This is a genomic window from Parapontixanthobacter aurantiacus, from assembly GCF_009827635.1.
Classification (GTDB): Bacteria; Pseudomonadota; Alphaproteobacteria; order Sphingomonadales; family Sphingomonadaceae; genus Parapontixanthobacter; species Parapontixanthobacter aurantiacus.
Window position 1 is genome coordinate 1,246,984 of record NZ_WTYW01000001.1, and the last position, 19,499, is coordinate 1,266,482.

A 19,499-nucleotide genomic window follows, 5' to 3' on the forward strand; every position below is an offset into this window, starting at 1 on the left:
AGGAAACGTACATGGCTCACGAAGTCAAAGTCCCGACGCTCGGCGAATCGGTCGCGGAAGCCACGGTCGGCGAGTGGCTGAAACAGCCCGGCGACGCGGTTGCGGTGGACGAACCCATAGCGAGCCTCGAAACCGACAAAGTTGCGGTCGAGGTACCCTCTCCCGTCGCCGGCGTCCTGCAGGAACACAGCGTCGCGGTCGGTGACACGGTCGAGGTCGGCGCATTGCTGGCCGTGATCGAGGAAGGCGCGACGGGCGGCGCTTCCGGCGAGGAAGCGGACCGCGCGAAAGAACAGCGCGAGGAAGGGCAGGAGAAGCGCGAGGACAGCGCAGCGTCTCCTGCCAAGCAGGAAACGAGCGAAGCGGCCTATGATGCCGCGCAGTCGCTATCACCGGCAGTGCGCCGGGCGGTCCTCGAACACGGGGTCGATCCCTCGACCATCAAGGGCACCGGCAAGGACGGTCGCCTGACGAAGGAAGACGTGGTGAAGGCCGCCGAAGCGAAGAAGGACGGCGGCGGCAGCGTGGCCGATGCGGCTCCGCAACAGGCGCGCCAGATCGACGCCGGTGCGCAGGGCGATGGCGGAACGTCGGGGCGCAACGAAGAGCGGGTGAAGATGACCCGGATGCGCCAGACGATCGCCAAGCGGCTAAAAGGCGCGCAGGACAATGCCGCGCTGCTGACGACGTTCAACGATTGCGACATGTCGGCCGTCATCGAGGCGCGCACGAAATACAAGGATCTGTTCGCCAAGAAGCACGACATCCGACTGGGTTTCATGGGCTTCTTCGCCAAGGCGGCCTGCCTTGCGCTGAAGGACGTTCCGGCGGCCAATGCCTATATCGAGGGCGACGACATCGTCTATCACGACTACGTCGACATCTCGGTCGCCGTCAGCGCGCCCAACGGTCTCGTCGTGCCGGTCATTCGCGATGCCGACAAGAAGGGCTTTGCCCGGATCGAGAAGGACATCGCCGATTTCGGCAGCCGCGCCAAGGAAGGCACGCTGACGATGGAAGACATGAAGGGCGGCACCTTCACGATCTCTAACGGCGGTGTGTTCGGATCGCTCATGTCCACCCCGATCATCAATCCGCCGCAAAGCGCCGTGCTCGGCCTTCACCGGATTGAGGATCGCCCGGTCGTGGTCGATGGCGAGATCGTCATTCGGCCGATGATGTATCTGGCCTTGAGCTACGATCACCGCCTGATCGACGGACGCGAAGCGGTAACCGCACTGAAGATCATCAAGGAAGCGATCGAGGATCCCACCCGGATGCTGATCGATTTGTGATGACAGAACTTATAAAGAAACCTGCGTTCTTGCTGCTTGTCCTTACCGCCCTTGCCGGATGCGAAGTCGCGTCTGACATGGCCGGCGATGCCATTCAGGGCGAGGTCCGTGCGCAATATCTCGCACGGTGCGAAGGCGTCGCCGAAGGGGCGGGCATCGCGGCGGAACGTATCGCTTCGGCATGCGAATGTTCGGCTGATAACTTCGCCTCCGACTTTGCAGCTGACGGCGATCTCGACATCAATCGCGCGCGGATCGAGGAAGTACTTCAAATCTGTGTCCAGAACGGTGCAGACACCGGTTCTGCGGAAGGATAATTATGGCTGAATACGACTACGACGTCCTTGTCATCGGTGCTGGCCCCGGTGGCTATGTCGCCGCGATCCGCGCGGCGCAGCTGGGCCTCAAGACCGCCTGTGCGGAAAGCCGCGAGACGCTGGGCGGAACGTGCCTCAATGTCGGCTGCATTCCCTCCAAGGCGCTGCTCCACGGCTCCGAATTGTTCGAGGAAGCTGCGGACGGCCACTTCTCGACATGGGGCATCACCGCCGAGCCGAAGCTCGACCTTGGCCGGATGATGGCGGAAAAGACCAAGGCGGTCGGCGAACTGACCGGCGGCATCGAATTCCTCTTCAAGAAGAACAAGGTCGACTGGAAGAAGGGTCAGGCCACTTTCCAGGATGCCCATACCGTCAAGGTTGGCGAGGAAACGGTGACCGCCAAGGACATCGTGATCGCCACCGGTTCGTCGGTCACGCCGCTGCCCGGCGTCGAAGTCGACAACGACAAGGGGATGATCGTCGATTCAACCGGCGCGCTCGCGCTCGACCGAGTGCCGGAGCACCTCGTCGTGATCGGCGGCGGCGTCATCGGCCTCGAACTCGGCAGCGTGTGGCGCCGCCTCGGTGCCAAGGTGACCGTCGTCGAATATCTCGACCAGCTTCTGCCTGGCATGGATACCGACGTGCGCAAGGAAGCGGCCAAGATCTTCAAGAAGCAGGGCATGGAGCTGAAGCTCAAGAGCAAGGTCACCGGCGCGGAGGTCAAGGGCAAGAAGGTCTTGCTGTCCGTCGAGCCTGCCGATGGCGGCGATGCCGAAACGATCGAGGCGAGCCATGTCCTCGTCGCGATCGGGCGGCGGCCCAATGTAGACGGGCTCGGCCTTGATGCGATCGGGCTCGAACTCAACAAACGTGGCCAGATCGAGACCGACCACGAATTCCGCACGTCAGTCGCCACGGACGATGGCGGGGTATGGGCGATCGGCGACGTCATTCCGGGCCCGATGCTGGCGCACAAGGCGGAGGACGAAGGCATCGCCGTCGCGGAAAACATTGCGGGACAGACGGGCATCGTCAATCACGCCGTCATCCCCGGCGTCGTCTATACCATGCCCGAATTCGCCGATGTCGGCCTTACCGAACAGGAAGCGAAGGACGCAGGCCACACGATCAAGGTCGGCAAGTTCCCGATGATGGCGAACAGCCGTGCCAAGACCAATCGCGACACTGACGGGTTCGTGAAGGTTATCGCAGATGCGGAAACGGACAAGGTGCTGGGTGTCCATATCGTCGCAAGCCTTGCCGGGACGATGATCGCGCAGGCCGCGCAAGCCATGGAATTCGGCGCGACATCGGAGGACATCGCCTATACCTGTCACGCGCACCCGACCCACGCCGAAGCCTTGAAGGAAGCGGCCATGGCGGTACAAGGGAAGCCAATCCACATCTGATCTCGTCCCCCGTTGCGGCGGCGAGATCGACGGGACGGTCGAAGGGGGTTGTCGTGATGAAATCGAACGGGCCGGCAATGCAGGCGCTGGCAAAGGCGCATATCTGGCTCGGCTGGCTGATCGCCGTGCCGCTGCTCATGTGGACCCTGTCCGGGCTGTTGATGGTCGCGCGCCCGATTGAGGAAGTGCGCGGCAATCATTTGCAACTGCCTGTGGCCGACCGCGGCCTGCCCGGCGATGCGGGTATCGCGGTCGATCTTTCCAGGGTCGAGAAGCCCGTCAAATCCGTCAGCATCGCGATGGACGGCGGTCTCGCGATCACGCGCATCACCTACATGGACGACAGCGTCGAACGCTTTTCCGAAAGCGGGCGGCAGATCCCCGCGCTGAACGAGATCGCGGCGCGCGCTCTCGTCGGACGGCGGATCGTCGGCGGTGACCGGGTCGAAAGCGCGACGCTCTTCCCGGCCAGCGATCCGGCGCCCGATTTCCGGCGTCCGATTGCCGCCTGGCAAGTCGCGCTGGAGGACGGAACGCACGTCTATGTCGGCGAGGAAACGGGCGACATCCTCGCCGTTCGCACGCGGTTCTGGCGGGCCTTCGACTTCGCCTGGGCGTTGCACATTATGGATTTCGAAACGCGCGAGGATACGTCGCATCCGGTGCTCATTATCTTCGCCATTCTCGCCGCGATCGGCGTCGCCATCGGCACCGTCCTGCTGTTTCGCCGGCGGCGGGCACGGCCGAGTGCCGCCTGAATTCCGGTCACCGCAAGCAGCGTAAGTCCCGATGCCCGAAGAAATACTCACGCCGCTCCTCGACTGGCTCGACCTGCTCGGCGTCGCTGTCTTCGCCTTTACCGGAGCCTTACTCGCCGCGCGGGAGAACCAGACCTTCGTGACGATGGCCTTCTTCGCGCTGGTCACCGGTGTCGGCGGCGGCACGGTGCGTGACCTGCTGATCGGCGCGCCGGTGTTCTGGATCGCGGACGGTCGCGTCGCCGGCATCTGCCTTGCCGTGGCGCTGCTCGCCTGGTTCACGCCGGCAAAATGGTGGGAGGGTAAGCTGCTCGCGCTCGCCGATGGATTGGGATTGACGGCCTATGCCGTGCTCGGTTCGGCGAAGGCGCTGAGCTATGGCGTGCCGCCAGTCCCAGCAATTCTTATGGGCATCGTCACCGGCTGCGTCGGCGGGATCATTCGCGACGTGGTCGCGGGCCAGCCGTCGATCATCATGCGGCCCGAACTCTATGTCACGGCGGCGGCGTTATCGGCATCGCTCTGCGTCGCAGGAGCATCGCTAGAGCTACCGCGCTTCGTCGTGTGGATCGTCGCTGCGGGGGCCGGCTTCGCCCTTAGGGCCGCGGCCATTCAGTGGAATCTCGCCCTGCCCGCTTACGGACGCCGCGCTGGCTAGATCAGGCGCGCGTCCTCAGTCGGCAAGGACGAGGTCGCCATCGATAGGTTGCTCGTCCGCAACATCGTCCTCATCGTCAAACGTCTCGCCGGGTAGCGGTCCGCCGGGATAGGCCGGATAAACCTCTTCTTCTTCATCGCGGACCGGGTCGGAGGACAACGCTTCGCTGCGGTGCGGCCCTTCGACGAGGGCATTGGCGCGCGCTTCGGCATAACGCTCATCGTCCCACTGGTTGCCGCGATCGACTGCGGCGAAACCGTCATCGTCATAGTCGGGCGCGCGCAGGTCGGTGCGGGAATAGTCAATGTTTTCGATGTCGCCATCAGCGTCGATCGAACACGTGAAGTCCGAGCCGTCGAACAGGGTGCCGCGAACGATCCAGCCGGTCGCGTTGCGCTCGACGGCGTTGACGTCCGACACGCGGGCATCGCGCTCTATTTCGCGCACGCAGAGCTCGGCTGCGCCATCGAGACCGCGCGAGTCCTCGTAACCCGGCTCGCGCCAGTCGCGGTAACGCACGTCGCGCTCGCGATAGACGCGCTCGTTCCGGTCCTTGCGGACGGCGCTGGCGATGGCGGCGATCGTTCCGAGAATGGCAACGCCGGCGATAACGTCGCCCGCATCCACGCGGTTGCGGCGATGGTAATAGCGATCGCGATAACGGTGGCGATGGCCCTCGACCGTTTGCGCGTCGTCGGTCCAGGCGGCGGGCTCTACAAACTGAGCGCGACCCGTTGCGAGCGGAAGGGAGGCAGCGTAGGACGGTGCGCCGAGCGAGACGGCGGCGATCATCGCGGGAGCGGCGGCAAAACGAACGAAGCGGGACATGGCGTACCTCAACGTGAATGAAAACGATCCCGGATGAGGGATTGCAGGCGAACGGATAAGCGGTCCAGGCTGAAAACAGCCTGAACCGCTATCCACCGTTCCATCTTCGGCAGATTACCTAAGTCCTCGGATCCCGCTGTAATCGACGCGCGGTCGGCCACGACTATCGGCGTAACACGTAAAGTTTCCCTTATCGTAGTCGATGTCGCGATAGCGGCTGCGCCGGTCATAGCGATCATAACGGTCGTAGCGGTCATAACGGTCGCGCTCTTCCACGACCATACGGCCCTTCACGCGATAGCCGTAGCGTGTGCGGTCGACATCGCGAATTTCCGTCACGTCGGCATAGCGAAAGCCATAGCGGCGGGCATTGAGTTCCGCGGTGCGAACGCACTGCTCGACGGCGGTGCGCGGGTCGTAATAGCGTTGATCGCGATAGCGGTAATCGCGGTCGCGATAGCGATAATCGTCGTAACGATAGCGGTCGCGATCCTTGCCGAGCGCACCTGCCAGGATGGCGATCCCGCCGATTACGGCCGCGCCGGCGATCACGTCGCCTGCATCGATGCCACGGTCGCGATCACGGTAGCGGTCCTCGGCGGCGGCGGGCGCCGCTGCCGTTACGGCCATCGCGCCAGCTGCGACGGAGCCGAGAAAGGTCTTCGTCAATTGTCTCATGAGGCTTGTCCTCGCATCTGGCCGGAACGGGACTGCCCGGCTTCACTATGCGTTATAGACAAGCCCCTGTGAGATGAGCCTGAACTGGCAAGACAGATACCGTTCAGATAAGTTAACGCTTTTCTGAACAGTATCCGCCTGCTTATTCTCCGGGTTATTGGGCCTGATCGAGCCCCGAATAATGGCCGAGGAATGCGAGGATATCCGCTGCTTCCTCGATCGCCTTGTCGGTCGGCTTGCCCGAACCGTGCCCGGCGCGGGTTTCGATCCGGATAACCTGCGGCTTGTCGCCGAGATCGGCGGCTTGCAAGGCGGCGGTGTATTTGAAGCTGTGTCCCGGCACCACGCGATCGTCCGTATCGGCGGTCGTCACCAGGACCGCGGGGTAATCCACTCCGTCACGCACGTTGTGATAGGGCGAATAGGCGCGCAGGATAGCGAAATCCTCTTCCCGGTCGGGATAGCCGTAATCGTCCACCCAATAGCGTCCTGCGGTGAACCGGTCGAAGCGGAGCATGTCCATCACGCCTACCGCAGCGTTGCCCGCAGCGAACAGGTCGGGCCGCTGGTTGGTGACGGCGCCGACGAGGAGGCCGCCATTCGACCCACCCTGGATGGACAGCCCGTCTTCCGGGGTGATGCCTTGCTCGATGAGATATTCGCCAGCTGCGATGAAGTCGTCGAACACGTTCTGCTTGTTCGATCGGCGACCGGCATCGTGCCACGCCTTGCCGTATTCTCCTCCCCCGCGAATGTTGGCGACCGCATAGGCCCCGCCCTGCTCCATCCAGGCGATGCGCGACGGAGAGAAGCCGGGCGTCAGCGAGATGTCGAACCCGCCATAACCGTAGAGCAGCGTCGGGACCGCCTCGCCGCTTTCGGCGACTTCGCGGCTGCGCACGAGGAACATCGGTACGCGCGTGCCGTCCTTCGAAGTGTAGAACTTCTGCTCGACCACAAAGTCGTCGGGGTTGAAGGCGACTTCGGGTGCGGCCCAGACATCGCTCTCTCCGCTGTCGAGATCATAGCGATAGATCGTCGTCGGGCGGTTGTAGCTCGAGAAATAGTAAAACGTCTCGCTGTCATCGACATCCCCGCCGAAGCCGCCTGCCGAACCGATACCCGGCAGTGCGACCTCGCGCAAAGGCTCGCCGTCCAGCGAATAGGTCCTGATCTGGCTCTTCGCATCCTTCAGATAGCTTGCGACGAGCTTTCCACCTACCAGCGACACGCCTTCCAGCGTTTCGGCCTGTTCCGGAATGATCTCGACCGGCTGCGGATCGACCTGTGAGATGTCGAGGCTGACCACGCGATTGCGCGGCGCACCGTCATTCGTCGTGAAATAGAAGGTGTCGCCGACATTGCCGAAATAGGAATAGTCGTGCTCGAAGCCGGGGACGAGGACGCGCGGATCGACGTTAGGCTGCGACAAGTCGACGAGCGCGACTTCGTAGCGGGCCTCGGTTCCGCTCGAGGACGTCACCACGAGGTAACGCCCATCTTCGCTCACCTGCGCGATATTGTTGAGCTCCGGCATATCGGGACGCGCGAAAACCTGCACATCCTCGCTCTGATCGGTACCGAGGCGGTGGAAATAGACGGTGTGGTTGGTGTTGAGCGCCTGGAAGGTTTCGCCCTCGCCAGTCGCGGGGAACCGGCTGTAGAAAAATCCGGAACCGTCCTTCGCCCAATCGATGGCGGAAAACTTCACCCATTCGACGGTGTCGGACATCGTTTCGCCCGTCGCCACGTCCAGCACTTTGACGGTGCGCCAGTCGCTGCCGCCATCCTGGATGGCATAAGCGAGCTTGCTGCCGTCTTCGGTAATGGCATAGCCGGCGAGCGCCGTTGCATCGTCCTCCGACCACTCGTTCGGGTCGATGAGCAGGCGGGCTTCTCCGTTCAGCCCTTCCCTTACATAAAGCACGGACTGGTTCTGCAACCCGTCATTGCGGGTATAGAAATAGCGCCCGTTCTTCTCTTCGGGCAGGCCGAACCGCTCGTAATCCGTAAGTTCGGTGATCCGCTGCTTGAACGTGTCGCGCAAGGGCAAGGACGCGAGGATCGCGTCGGTCACCTCGTTCTGATCCTCAACCCACTGGGCGACGGCGGGATTGACGCGCACGTCGTCCTCCAGCCAGCGATAGGGATCGGCGATCGTCTGGCCGAAAATGGTCTCGCTCGTTCCGTCGTCGCGCGTTTCGGGATAGTCTGGCACGGTTATTTCCTGAGCTTGAATGGGGGCGATGGCGAGGGTCGCGGCACTGGCCGCGAGCAGAAGATGACGGATGCGCATGAAGGTCTCCGATTGGAAAAGTGATCTGGTTACGGATGTAATGAGATTGCTTAGGATTGCAAAGGGCGATGCGGCTTAGTCGTCGAGCGCGGCCAGCACGTCGCGCGTGAATGCGCCGATGTCGAAGCGGCTGCCCACCGGGTCCTCGCCGCGCCGGACGATCACGACATCGCGGCTCGGTACGATGACGACATACTGCCCGCGATTGCCCATCGCCGCGAACGTGTCTGGCGGCACGCCCTCGCTGTCGTTGAAAAGCCAGAAGCCCGCGCCGTAGCCGAAGGGTCTGTCGGGCTGCGGCCCGGAAGGAGCGGAGACATAGTCCGCCCATCCTTCGGGAAGAATGCGCACGCCCGTGGGAAGCACGCCGTCGTCAAGGTAAAGCTGGCCGAGCAGCGAAAGATCGCGGGCCGTCGACCAGACCTGGCTCGAAAGGATGTAGTCGCCCTGCCAGTCGGTCTCGGCGACGGTGGACGTCATGCCGAGCCGATCGAAGAACTGCGCGGGCGGATGATCGTCGAATGTCGCGTCGATTGCCATCACCGCGGCCAGCGTATCGTTATTGGCGTAGCGATAGACGCTGCCCGGCGCCTCCAGCAACGGCCAGTGGAGCGCAGTTTCCTCGACGGTCGAGCCGCCGAAATAGAGCGGATCGGTGCGATTGCCGAGTGTGTCCGAGTAGCGGCCCGACGCCATGCGCAACAGGTGATCGATGGTTATGACGCGGCGCGGATCGCTGTCACTCTCGCCCAGCCCGGCCGACCGGGTCACGTCCGCTTCCCCGCGATGAACCGCTGCGCCGACGAGCGTGGCTGCAATGCTTTTGGCGACCGACCAGGTGCGCTGGGGAACGGTCGGCCCGAAGTCGTCTGCATAGGCCTCGGCGACAAATGCATCGTTCTGCCGGACGAGGACCGCCGTCGTGCGCGCGCCTTCGCCGTATCCATCACCGAAGGCCTGGTCGACGACATCAGCCATCACTCCTTCCGGCATGACGATCGGCGCCAAACGAGGCGGCTCGCCGATAGCTCGCCCTCCCGCCTGCGTCGGCTCCATCCCCGGCGGTAGAAGCGAACAGCCGCCCCCCTCCCGGTGATCGGCTATGCGCGGCGTCATATCGCGTGCCCACGTGACTGCGACATAATCAATCGCACCGTCTTCCAGACGCTCGATGTCGTAGAGCAGATCGGGCGCAATTTCGGACAGCGGTTCTTGAATACCCGTCAGTTCCCATTCCATCACACTTTCGGGCGTGCGCGACGTGCCATTCGCTTCCGCATTGGCGATCGCGCTGCACAGGAAGAGCGCCTTGTATCCCGCGGCGAGTGCACGGTCGTAGCGTGCTTCGACCTCCTCCTGCGATACGGCCTGCGCATAAAGCGGCACGGGCGGGAGAGCGGCAAAGAGCAGCGCAGCGGCCGCGAATGGACGAAGGATCATGCTGCGCACTCTGACGCCCACCGTCGCCAAAGAAAAGGGGCCGCAGAATTTCTCCTGCGACCCCGCTCGGTGATCTCTTATAGAAAAGCGCCGATCAGGCGTCTTCGTATTCTTCCTCGTCGCTCATGACCGGACCGCTGTCCTGCCCTTTGGCATCGACATCGCGATCAACGAGTTCGATGATCGCCATCGGTGCGCTGTCGCTCGCGCGATAGCCGGCCTTGATGATCCGCGTATAGCCGCCTTCGCGGTCCGAATAGCGGTCGGCCAGAACGTCGAACAGCTTCTTCAATTGCGTCTCGTCGAGCAGGCGGCTCTGCGCGAGGCGCCGGTTGGACAGGCCGCCGCGCTTTGCCAGCGTGATCAGCTTCTCGACATAGGGACGCAGTTCCTTCGCCTTGGGGGCGGTGGTGAGGATCTGCTCGTGCTTGATGAGGGCAGCCGCCATATTGCGGAACAGGGCCTTGCGGTGACCCGACTTGCGGCTCAGCTTGCGCTGCGAAATTCCGTGACGCATTTTCATTTACTCCGTTCGTAAGGGGCCCGTATGAGGTAGCCCGATGCCGGTGGCGCTTCGATCGGGGCGCGCCACCAAAAACCCGCAACTAAACTGGCTTCAGCCGAGCAACTCCTGCTCGAGCTTCTTCGCCATTTCCTCGATGTTTTCCGGCGGCCAGCCAGGAATGTCCATGCCAAGGCGAAGACCCATGCTGGACAGGACTTCCTTGATCTCGTTCAGCGACTTGCGACCGAAATTCGGCGTGCGCAGCATCTCGGCTTCGGTCTTCTGAACCAGATCGCCGATATAGATGATATTGTCGTTCTTGAGGCAGTTGGCCGAGCGAACGCTGAGTTCGAGTTCGTCAACCTTCTTCAGGAGATAGCGATTGAGCTGGTTCGCATCGCTTTCCTCCTGCGGAGCGGCCTGGCCGATCATCGCACTCTGCGGCTGCGGAATACCTTCCTCGAAATGCACGAAGAGGGTCAGCTGGTCCTGCAGGATACGGGCGGCATAAGCGACCGAATCCTCGGGCGTAACCGTTCCGTCCGTCTCGACCGTCAGCGACAGCTTGTCGTAATCGAGCTCTTGCCCGACGCGGGCATTCTCGACCTTGTAGCTGACCTGCCGGATCGGCGAGTAGAGCGCATCCACCGGAATGAGACCGATCGGCGCGTCGTTCGGACGGTTCTGGACCGCCGCGACATAGCCCTTGCCGACATCGGCGGTGAGTTCCATGTTGAGCGTCGCACCTTCGTCGAGGTGGCAGATGACGAGATCCTTGTTCATCACCTCGATGTCGCCGGTGACGGCAATATCGCCAGCCTTTACGGGGCCGGGGCCGGTCGCGGAAAGCTGCAGGCGCTTCACGCCCTCGCCTTCCATCTTCAGCGCGATCTGCTTCACGTTGAGAACGATGTCGGTCACGTCCTCGCGCACACCGGCGAGCGAGGAGAATTCGTGCAGCACGTTCTCGATCTTGATCGAGGTGATCGCGGCGCCCTGAAGGCTGGAGAGAAGGACACGGCGCAGCGCATTGCCGAGCGTCAGGCCGAAGCCGCGCTCGAGCGGTTCGGCGACGAAGGTCGCCTTGCGCTTGGCATCGCCGCTTTCCTTGATGTCGAGGGTATTGGGTTTCTTGAGTTCCTGCCAGTTCTTCGTATTGACGGACATGGATTTCCCCTAATTCGCTAGTGTAGCGGGTTCAGATGCGGACAAGGCCGGCGCGCTTTCGTCGTGAAAGCGTCCGACCTTTGAATTGCCCGGTGAGCAACAAGCCACCGGGCGGCAGTCGATCAGACGCGGCGGCGCTTGGATGGGCGCACGCCGTTATGCGGGATCGGCGTGACGTCTCTGATCGAGGTAATGTTGAATCCGACGGCTGCAAGTCCGCGCAATGCGCTTTCCCGGCCCGAGCCCGGACCCTTCACTTCGACTTCCAGCGTGCGCACACCGTGTTCGGCGGCCTTCTTGCCGGCATCGTCCGCGGCGACCTGCGCTGCGTAGGGAGTGGATTTGCGGCTGCCCTTGAAGCCCATCATGCCGGCGCTCGACCAGCTGATCGCATTGCCCTGGGCATCGGTGATGGTGACCATCGTGTTGTTGAAGCTGGCGTTGATATGAGCAACGCCGCTGGAAATGTTCTTGCGCTCGCGGCGTTTAACCCGGCCTGGTTCGCGTGCCATGATATCGGTATCCTATTCGTTGGAAGAAGCGAAAAGCAAACTGATCGGCGGCCTGCTTCCGCGAGGGAAGCGACCGCAGACCGGCTTACTTCTTCTTGCCGGCAATCGGCTTTGCCTTGCCCTTGCGGGTGCGGGCGTTCGTATGCGTGCGCTGACCGCGAACGGGCAGGCCGTTACGGTGCCGCAGGCCGCGATAGGACCTAAGGTCCATCAGGCGCTTGATGTTCATCGCGGTATTGCGCCGCAGATCGCCCTCGACCGAGTAATCGGCGTCAATGGTTTCGCGAATCTGAAGGATTTCCGCATCGGACAGGTCCTGCACGCGCGTTGCGTGATCGATGCCGAGCTTGTCGGCGATCCGGACTGCCGTCGTGCGGCCGATACCGTGAATGTAGGTGAGCGCGATGATCACGCGCTTGTTGGTGGGGATGTTGACCCCGGCAATACGAGCCACTTAATACTTCTCCATGCTCCACAAGGGCTTGCTCGATCCGTCACCGGCAGGACGCCGGCAAAGGGGATCGCACCCCTATCTCATCGCTGTTTGCTTCGATCCGCCGGCATCGCCGTGAAAGCCAATTGGCTACAATAGCAAAAAGTCCGGATGGCGCGCATCGAAAGTTGCTAACACCTGCCGGACTTACCGAACCTGTCGAATAGGGCTGCGCTTAGGGTGATTCGCCAGGCAGGTCAAGCCCTGCGTCGAACCTTACGGAAACGGGTCGAACAATGCCCGCCTCGGGTTCGCTACGCGGGTAATGCGCAAGGCGCTCCTACCCCTTCAGGATGTTCTCGATTGCGGTCGTCACCTCGTCGATCGAGGCCATGCCGTCGACCCGGCTCACTATTCCGCGCTCCTCGTATCCCGGCAGGATCGGAGCGGTCTTGCCGCGATATTCCTGCATCCGGGTCCGCACCGTTTCCTCGTTGTCATCGGGACGCCGCTTGAACTCGGTGGAACCGCATTTGTCGCAAACGCCTTCGACCTCGGGGAGATTGTAGCGCTCGTGATAGCCCGCCCCGCACTCTGCGCAGGTAAAGCGACCGGTGATCCGGTCGACGAGAGCGTCTTCGTTCACTTCGAGTTCGATGACGTGATCGAGCTTGCGGTTGTGCTTCGCGAGGATCTCGTCCAGCGCCTCAGCCTGTGCGGCGGTACGGGGATAACCGTCGAAGATGGCGCCGACATGATCGCCCATCGCTTCAAGCTCGGCATCGATCAGGGCCGAGACGATCTCGTCCGAAACGAGTTCGCCAGCATCCATGATGTGCTTTGCCTTGATGCCGATCGGCGTGCCGCCCTTGACCGCCGCGCGGAGCATGTCGCCCGTGGAAAGCTGCCTCATTCCGTGATGTTCTTCGAGCCGCTGCGATTGCGTGCCCTTGCCCGCACCCGGCGGCCCCAACAGAATGATATCCACTCACACGCTCCCAACGGTATCGTCGCCTACCGCATTGTCATTTGATCGGCGGACTGGCAAACCCGGCCGGTGCTCGTTCAGCGCCCGCGGCCTTTCAGCTTCGCCTTCTTGATAAGATCGCCATACTGATGTGCCAACAGGTGCGACTGGACCTGGCTGATCGTATCCACGGTGACGTTCACCACGATAAGCAGGCTCGTTCCGCCCAGGAACAGCGGGATGCCGGTCTGACGGATGACATATTCCGGAATGACGCAGACCAGCGTCAGATAGATTGCTCCGACGACCGTGATCCGGCTCAGCACGTAATCGAGATATTCCTCGGTCCGCTTGCCCGGACGGATGCCGGGAATGAAGCCACCGTTCCGCTTCAGGTTTTCCGCCGTCTCTTCCGGGTTGAAGACGACCGCGGTGTAGAAGAAGCAGAAGAAGATGATGCCCGCAGCATACAAGGCGAGATAGAGCGGCTGCCCCGGCGCGAGATAGAAGTTGAGCTGCTGGATGATATTCCCGGTCGTGCTTTCGGTGGTAACCGAATTACCCGCGAACTGGCTGATCGTCAGCGGCAGCAGGAGCAGCGAGCTGGCGAAGATGGGCGGAATAACGCCGGCCGTGTTCAGCTTCAGCGGCAGGTGCGAGCGGTCCGCCTGCATCATGCCGCGCTGCGTCGCGCGCTTGGGGTACTGGATCAGCAAGCGGCGCTGCGCGCGCTCGACGAAACAGATCACGAGGATGAGGCCGATGATCATGGCGATGAAGCCGATGACGAGGCCCGTGCCGATGGTGCCGCTTGCATATTGCGAGCCGAAGCTCGTCACAAAGCTAGGAAACTGTGCGACGATGCCCGCCATGATGATGAGCGAGACGCCGTTGCCGATGCCGCGGCTGGTAATCTGCTCGCCCAGCCACAGAAGGAACATCGTACCGCCGACAAGGCTGATGACAGCACCGATGCGGAACATGTAGCCCGGTGCGACGACTGCCTGCAATCCGTTCTGCGCGGCAAAGCTTTCGAGGCCCGCTGCAAGAAACCAGCCCTGGATCGCGCAGAGGAAAACGGTGCCGTAGCGCGTGTACTGGTTGAGCTTCTGCCGTCCGGCAGACCCTTCCTTCTTCAACGCCGCCAAGGTCGGATGAAGCGAGGATGCCAGCTGCACCACGATCGAGGCGGTGATGTAGGGCATGACGCCGAGCGCGATGAGGCTCATTCGTTCGAGGCTACCGCCGGAAAAAGTATTGAACAGGTCGAGGATGCCGCCACGCGCCTGATCGTAGAGGGTCTCGAGGACCAGCGGATTGACGCCGGGAAGCGGCACGAAGCTGAGGAAACGGAAGACGATCAGCGCGCCGATCGTGAACCAGATACGCTTCTTAAGTTCCGTCGCCTTCGAAAAGTTCGCAAGGCTGAGATTGCTGGCAATGCTGTCGGTGCGTGAAGCCATGGGTAACCGTTCGTCCTGACTCTGCGGCTTGGGACCGCGTCAATTCTCGCGGCCGCAGCCCTCCGATCCGATACATAGGAAGGGGGATCCGGATTGTCGAACCCCCCGCCCTATATTCGGCGGATTATGCCGTGTCTTTCTTCGCCTTGCCGTTCGCGTCCTTGGACCGCGGATTGGCCGAAGGTTTGGCGGAAGGACGCTTTTCTTCGACGACTTCGACCGAACCACCGGCCTTCTCGACCGCCTCAATCGCGCCCTTGGAAGCGCCGGCGACCTTGAAAGAGGCCTTTGAGGTGATTTCGCCCTTGCCGAGGAGGCGGACGCCGTCCTTGCCACCCTTGGCGAGACCGGCTGCCTGCAGGGCGGCCTGGTCGATCGCGTTCTTGGCGTCGAGCTTGCCCGCATCGATGAACTTCTGGACCATGCCGAGATTGACGATGGCGAAGTCCTTGCCGAACGGATTGTTAAAGCCGCGCTTCGGCAAGCGCATGTGCAGCGGCATCTGGCCGCCTTCGAAGCCCTTGATGGCGACGCCAGAACGGCTCTTCTGACCCTTCTGACCGCGGCCGCCGGTCTTGCCCTTGCCGGAGCCGATGCCGCGTCCGACGCGCATCCGCTCCTTGCGGGCGCCTTCGTTATCTCTAAGTTCGTTGAGTTTGATAGCCATGATAGTGCACTCGCTTTCGCTTTCCTGGCCCCTTTCGCATGGGGAACGCGCTTAAAAGGAACGGGCCCGGTACGCGCCCGGGCCCATAGGGTCAAGCGACCCCGTTCTATGTGTTGTCAGTCGAGAACCGCGACCATGTGCGGCAGTTTGGCGATCGCGCCGCGGTTTTCCGGCGTGTCGGCAACTTCGACTTCACGATGCATCTTGCCCAGACCGAGGCCGACCAGAATCTTCTTCTGCGCTTCGGGACGGCGGATCGGCGAACCGATCTGCTTGATGCGAATGGTCTTGCCGTCGCTTTTCTTCTTGTCGGCCATCAGACTTACTCCGTAACCGCGGCAGCGTCGGCCTGAGCCTCGGCTTCGCTTGCTCCGCCACGACCAAGCAGGTCGGCGACCTTCTTGCCCCGACGCTGTGCGACCGACTTCGGCGAAGTCTGATCGGTCAGTGCGTCGAAAGTGGCGCGGATCATGTTGTAGGGGTTGGACGTACCGACCGACTTGGTCACGACGTCGGCCACACCCAGGCTCTCGAATACGGCGCGCATCGGACCACCGGCGATGATGCCCGTACCGGCAGGAGCCGTGCGGATCGTCACCTTGCCCGCACCGAACCGGCCATTGCCGTCATGGTGCAGGGTCCGGCCTTCCTTCAGGGCGACGCGGATCATCTTCTTGCGAGCAGCCGCGCTTGCCTTGCTGATCGCCTCGGGAACTTCGCGTGCCTTGCCGTGGCCGAAACCGACCCGGCCCGAACCGTCGCCCACGACGACGAGTGCCGCAAAGCCGAAACGCTTACCGCCCTTTACCGTCTTGGAGACGCGATTGATGTGGACGAGCTTCTCGATGATGCCATCGTCCTCTTCCTCGCGGCGATTGCCACGACCACCGTCGCGTCCGCGGCCACGGCCACGTCCGCCACCATCACGACCGCCGTCCCGTCCGCCGCGACCACCGCGTCCGCGGGGCTGCGTCGGATCGCCGGAAGCAGGCGACTGATTTTCAGCCGCCTCGGTCGATGCCGTGGTCGGCGTCGGCGTTGCGCCGTCATTGTCGATCTTGGGCTGGTCCTTGACGGCATGCTCCGTCTCGGCCGATGCCGCGTGATCGATCTCGACCGGCTTCTTGTCCGCCGTGTCTTCGTTTTTTGTCTCGTCAGCCATAATTAAAACTCCAGCCCGCCTTCGCGCGCAGCATCGGCCAGCGCCTTGACGCGGCCATGAAACAGGAAGCCGCCCCGATCGAAGACGACGGTGCTGACACCGGCCTTCTTGGCTGCTTCGGCGATGTCGCTGCCGACCTGGCGGGCAGCCTCGACATTCGCGCCCGAGGACTTGCTGCCGAGCGTCGATGCCGCAGCGAGCGTCCGGCCTTCGCCGTCGTCGATGATCTGGGCATAGATGTGCTGCCCGGTGCGATGCACCGAGAGGCGCGGCTTGCCGGCGGACCGCTTGCGCAAGGCAGTGCGGACCCGGCGGCGGCGGCGTTCGAATAGGGAAAGCTTGGCCATCTTACTTCTTCTTCCCTTCCTTGCGGAAGATGTACTCTCCACGATACTTGATGCCCTTGCCCTTATAGGGTTCGGGCTTGCGCCAGCGCCGAATTTCCGCGGCGAACTGGCCGACGGCCTGCTTGTCGCTGCCGCTGATTTCGATCGTGGTCTGATCGGGCGTCTTGACCTCGAGGCCTTCGGGCACGTCGAGATCGACATCGTGGCTGTAGCCGAGCTGCAGCTTGAGCTTCTTGCCCTGAGCCTGCGCACGGTAGCCGACGCCGCTGATTTCGAGGACCTTGGTGAAACCTTCGGTCACACCGTCGACGAGGTTCGATACGAGCGTGCGCTGCATACCCCAGAAGGATTGCGCCGCCTTCGTATCGTTCGCCGGGTTGACGCGGATTTCGTCACCCTCGATCTTGTAGTCGATAAGGTCGGACAGGCCCATCGTCAGGGTACCCTTGGGGCCCTTGACCGACAGCGTGTCGCCTTCGATGTTTGCCGTGACCCCGCTGGGGATCGCGACCGGTCGTTTGCCGATGCGGCTCATCAGAATACCTCCGCCAGCACTTCGCCGCCGACGTTTTCGCTGCGGGCTTCGCTATCGGACAGCACGCCGCGCGGGGTCGAGACGATGGTGATGCCAAGGCCGTTGCGAACCGTGGGAAGGTTCTGGCTTCCCGAATAGACGCGGCGGCCGGGCTTGGAAACGCGGGCGACATACTTGATCGCCGGTTCGCCTTCGAAATATTTCAATTCGATCCGCAGCGCCTTGTGCTTGCCGCTCTCGTCTTCGGAATAGCCACGGATGTAGCCTTCGCGCTGAAGCACTTCGAGAACGTTCGCACGCAGCTTGGACGCAGGGCTGAGGACGGAATCCTTCTTCGCCTGCTGGCCGTTGCGGATACGGGTGAGCATATCACCCAGGGGATCGGTCATAGCCATATATCAGATCCTTACCAGCTCGACTTCGTAACGCCGGGAATGAGGCCCTTGTTGGCCAGGTTCCTGAGCTCGATACGATTGAGGCCGAACTTGCGGTAATAGCCGCGCGGGCGACCGGTGGTGGTGCAGCGGTTGCGGATGCGCGTCGGGTTCGCGTTGCGCGGAATTTCCGCCATCTTGAGGCGCGCAATCAGACGCTCGCCTTCATCCAGCGACTTGTCGTCGGCGATCGCCTTCAACTTCTCGTATTTCGCTGCATATTGCTTGGCGAGCTTCTTGCGACGCTCGTTCTTGTTGATGGAACTCAGTTTCGCCATTGGACTTAAGCTCTCTTCCTTCGTGTCAATTCGTTCGAGGTGCGCGCGATCACGCGGCCTCCTTTTCCTGTGCCGCTTCGGCCGGGAACGGGAAGCCGAACAGCTTGAGCAGTTCGCGCGCTTCCTCGTCGGTCTTGGCCGTGGTCGTCACGATGATGTCCATGCCGCGGACGGTCTCGATCTTGTCGTAGCTGATCTCGGGAAAGATGATCTGCTCCTTGAGGCCCATCGCGTAATTGCCGGCACCGTCGAACGAGCGCGGATTCAGCCCGCGAAAGTCGCGGATGCGCGGCATGGCGATGGTGACAAGGCGATCGAGGAATTCGTACATCCGGTCGCGGCGCAGGGTTACCTTGCAACCGATCGGCATGCCTTCGCGCAGCTTGAACTGTGCGATCGACTTCTTCGCCTTGGTGATGACCGGCTTCTGACCCGCGATAAGAGCCATTTCCTCGGCAGCGTTCTGGACCTTCTTCTTGTCCTGGCTCGCTTCGCCGACACCCATGTTCAGCGTGATCTTCTCGATCCGCGGAACTTCGAGCGCGTTCTTGTAGCCAAACTTCTCGGTCATCGCCTTCGCGATTTCGTCGTTGTAGCGCTTCTTCAAGCGCGGCGTGTAATCAGCCATCGATCGTCTCCCCGGATTTCACGGCGACGCGAACCTTCTTGCCATCCTTCTCTTCGAAACGGACGCGCGTCGGCTTGCCGTCCTTGGGATCGGCGACGGCAACTTTCGAGATGTGCATGGGCGCCTCGAACCGGTCGATACCGCCCTGCGGGTTCTGCTGGCTCGGCTTGCGGTGGCGCGCAGCCATGTTGACGCCTTCGACGACGACCTTGCTCTCGCGCGGCATCACCTTGGAAACCGTGCCGGTCTTGCCCTTGTCCTTGCCGGACAGGACGACGACGCTGTCACCCTTCTTGATCTTCGCAGCGGCCATTACAATACCTCCGGAGCGAGCGAGATGATCTTCATGAAGCCGCGTCCGCGCAACTCGCGCACGACGGGGCCGAAAATACGGGTGCCGATCGGCTCCTCGTTCTTGTTGACGAGCACGGCGGCGTTGCTGTCGAAGCGGATGACGCTGCCATCGGTACGGCGGACGTCCTTCTTCGTGCGCACGATCACGGCGCGATGAACGTCGCCCTTTTTGACCTTGGCACGAGGCTGCGCTTCCTTGACGGAGACGACGATTACGTCGCCCACGCTGGCGGTGCGACGCTTCGAGCCGCCCAGCACCTTGATGCACTGGACCCGTTTCGCACCGCTATTGTCAGCGACATCCAGGTTTGATTGCATCTGAATCATCGATGCGTTTCCTTCCTACTCGGCTTTCCCGAACC

The 19,499-nt window shown here is 62.3% G+C and carries 25 protein-coding genes; 5 read left to right on the plus strand and 20 right to left on the minus strand.

Annotated elements, in window-relative coordinates; all coding sequences use genetic code 11:
- The first annotated feature begins 11 nt into the window (after window positions 1-11).
- Genes odhB through GRI38_RS06025 form a run of 5 tightly spaced genes read left to right on the plus strand, consistent with a single transcriptional unit; the run spans window position 12 to window position 4,443 of the window.
- Window positions 12-1,295, plus strand: coding sequence for a 2-oxoglutarate dehydrogenase complex dihydrolipoyllysine-residue succinyltransferase (gene odhB / locus GRI38_RS06005; protein WP_160681973.1), 1,284 nt, complete (start codon window positions 12-14; stop codon window positions 1,293-1,295).
- On the plus strand, window positions 1,295-1,612 hold the full coding sequence (locus tag GRI38_RS06010) for a hypothetical protein (protein WP_160681974.1): 318 nt from the start codon (window positions 1,295-1,297) through the stop codon (window positions 1,610-1,612). Before odhB ends, GRI38_RS06010 begins: the two co-directional genes overlap by 1 nt.
- A gap of 2 nt (window positions 1,613-1,614) precedes the next feature.
- On the plus strand, window positions 1,615-3,027 hold the full coding sequence (lpdA, locus tag GRI38_RS06015) for a dihydrolipoyl dehydrogenase (RefSeq protein ID WP_160681975.1): 1,413 nt from the start codon (window positions 1,615-1,617) through the stop codon (window positions 3,025-3,027).
- Between the two features lie 56 nt (window positions 3,028-3,083).
- Window positions 3,084-3,785: a hypothetical protein gene (locus tag GRI38_RS06020; protein ID WP_160682486.1), complete on the plus strand. Its 702-nt coding sequence runs from the start codon at window positions 3,084-3,086 to the stop codon at window positions 3,783-3,785.
- Between the two features lie 31 nt (window positions 3,786-3,816).
- Complete coding sequence (locus GRI38_RS06025; protein ID WP_160681976.1) at window positions 3,817-4,443, plus strand: trimeric intracellular cation channel family protein; 627 nt, start codon at window positions 3,817-3,819, stop codon at window positions 4,441-4,443.
- Between the two features lie 15 nt (window positions 4,444-4,458).
- Here GRI38_RS06025 and GRI38_RS13930 read toward each other — a convergent pair whose 3' ends face one another.
- The 20 genes from GRI38_RS13930 to rplN all read right to left on the minus strand — a co-directional run bounded on the left by GRI38_RS13930 (window position 4,459) and on the right by rplN (window position 19,464).
- Window positions 4,459-5,271, minus strand: coding sequence for a hypothetical protein (locus tag GRI38_RS13930; protein WP_202389841.1), 813 nt, complete (start codon window positions 5,269-5,271; stop codon window positions 4,459-4,461).
- A gap of 114 nt (window positions 5,272-5,385) precedes the next feature.
- Window positions 5,386-5,949: a hypothetical protein gene (locus GRI38_RS06030; protein ID WP_160681977.1), complete on the minus strand. Its 564-nt coding sequence runs from the start codon at window positions 5,947-5,949 to the stop codon at window positions 5,386-5,388.
- Between the two features lie 154 nt (window positions 5,950-6,103).
- On the minus strand, window positions 6,104-8,245 hold the full coding sequence (locus GRI38_RS06035) for a prolyl oligopeptidase family serine peptidase (protein WP_160681978.1): 2,142 nt from the start codon (window positions 8,243-8,245) through the stop codon (window positions 6,104-6,106).
- A gap of 75 nt (window positions 8,246-8,320) precedes the next feature.
- Window positions 8,321-9,685, minus strand: coding sequence for a serine hydrolase domain-containing protein (locus GRI38_RS06040; RefSeq protein ID WP_160681979.1), 1,365 nt, complete (start codon window positions 9,683-9,685; stop codon window positions 8,321-8,323).
- Between the two features lie 94 nt (window positions 9,686-9,779).
- The gene (rplQ, locus tag GRI38_RS06045) at window positions 9,780-10,202 is read right to left on the minus strand and encodes a 50S ribosomal protein L17 (protein ID WP_160682487.1); all 423 of its coding nucleotides are present in this window, start codon (window positions 10,200-10,202) and stop codon (window positions 9,780-9,782) included.
- Between the two features lie 99 nt (window positions 10,203-10,301).
- Complete coding sequence (locus tag GRI38_RS06050; protein ID WP_160681980.1) at window positions 10,302-11,357, minus strand: DNA-directed RNA polymerase subunit alpha; 1,056 nt, start codon at window positions 11,355-11,357, stop codon at window positions 10,302-10,304.
- 122 nt (window positions 11,358-11,479) lie between these two features.
- Window positions 11,480-11,869, minus strand: coding sequence for a 30S ribosomal protein S11 (gene rpsK / locus GRI38_RS06055; RefSeq protein ID WP_160681981.1), 390 nt, complete (start codon window positions 11,867-11,869; stop codon window positions 11,480-11,482).
- Between the two features lie 85 nt (window positions 11,870-11,954).
- On the minus strand, window positions 11,955-12,323 hold the full coding sequence (gene rpsM, locus GRI38_RS06060) for a 30S ribosomal protein S13 (protein WP_160681982.1): 369 nt from the start codon (window positions 12,321-12,323) through the stop codon (window positions 11,955-11,957).
- Window positions 12,324-12,642: 319 nt separating this feature from the next.
- Entirely contained in the window at window positions 12,643-13,290 is a 648-nt protein-coding gene (locus tag GRI38_RS06065) for an adenylate kinase (RefSeq protein WP_160681983.1), read from the minus strand.
- Between the two features lie 77 nt (window positions 13,291-13,367).
- Complete coding sequence (gene secY, locus GRI38_RS06070) at window positions 13,368-14,732, minus strand: preprotein translocase subunit SecY (protein WP_160681984.1); 1,365 nt, start codon at window positions 14,730-14,732, stop codon at window positions 13,368-13,370.
- Between the two features lie 124 nt (window positions 14,733-14,856).
- A complete protein-coding gene (gene rplO / locus GRI38_RS06075; RefSeq protein ID WP_160681985.1) occupies window positions 14,857-15,399 on the minus strand; it encodes a 50S ribosomal protein L15 in 543 nt (180 codons plus the stop codon).
- Window positions 15,400-15,515: 116 nt separating this feature from the next.
- Window positions 15,516-15,716, minus strand: a complete 201-nt coding sequence (rpmD, locus tag GRI38_RS06080; protein ID WP_160681986.1) for a 50S ribosomal protein L30 — start codon at window positions 15,714-15,716, stop codon at window positions 15,516-15,518.
- Between the two features lie 5 nt (window positions 15,717-15,721).
- The gene (rpsE, locus tag GRI38_RS06085) at window positions 15,722-16,564 is read right to left on the minus strand and encodes a 30S ribosomal protein S5 (protein ID WP_337191266.1); all 843 of its coding nucleotides are present in this window, start codon (window positions 16,562-16,564) and stop codon (window positions 15,722-15,724) included.
- Window positions 16,564-16,908 carry a 50S ribosomal protein L18 gene (gene rplR / locus GRI38_RS06090; RefSeq protein ID WP_160681988.1) on the minus strand — a complete coding sequence of 115 codons (345 nt, stop codon included), beginning with the start codon at window positions 16,906-16,908 and terminating at the stop codon, window positions 16,564-16,566. Before rplR ends, rpsE begins: the two co-directional genes overlap by 1 nt.
- 1 nt (window position 16,909) lies before the next feature.
- A complete protein-coding gene (gene rplF / locus GRI38_RS06095) occupies window positions 16,910-17,443 on the minus strand; it encodes a 50S ribosomal protein L6 (RefSeq protein WP_160681989.1) in 534 nt (177 codons plus the stop codon).
- On the minus strand, window positions 17,443-17,838 hold the full coding sequence (gene rpsH / locus GRI38_RS06100; RefSeq protein ID WP_160681990.1) for a 30S ribosomal protein S8: 396 nt from the start codon (window positions 17,836-17,838) through the stop codon (window positions 17,443-17,445). The genes rplF and rpsH overlap by 1 nt, the downstream gene beginning before the upstream one ends.
- Window positions 17,839-17,849: 11 nt before the next feature.
- Complete coding sequence (gene rpsN / locus GRI38_RS06105) at window positions 17,850-18,155, minus strand: 30S ribosomal protein S14 (protein WP_160681991.1); 306 nt, start codon at window positions 18,153-18,155, stop codon at window positions 17,850-17,852.
- Between the two features lie 49 nt (window positions 18,156-18,204).
- Window positions 18,205-18,783, minus strand: coding sequence for a 50S ribosomal protein L5 (gene rplE / locus GRI38_RS06110; RefSeq protein WP_160681992.1), 579 nt, complete (start codon window positions 18,781-18,783; stop codon window positions 18,205-18,207).
- On the minus strand, window positions 18,776-19,096 hold the full coding sequence (rplX, locus tag GRI38_RS06115; protein WP_160681993.1) for a 50S ribosomal protein L24: 321 nt from the start codon (window positions 19,094-19,096) through the stop codon (window positions 18,776-18,778). Before rplX ends, rplE begins: the two co-directional genes overlap by 8 nt.
- The gene (gene rplN / locus GRI38_RS06120) at window positions 19,096-19,464 is read right to left on the minus strand and encodes a 50S ribosomal protein L14 (protein ID WP_160681994.1); all 369 of its coding nucleotides are present in this window, start codon (window positions 19,462-19,464) and stop codon (window positions 19,096-19,098) included. Before rplN ends, rplX begins: the two co-directional genes overlap by 1 nt.
- Window positions 19,465-19,499 lie beyond the last annotated feature (35 nt).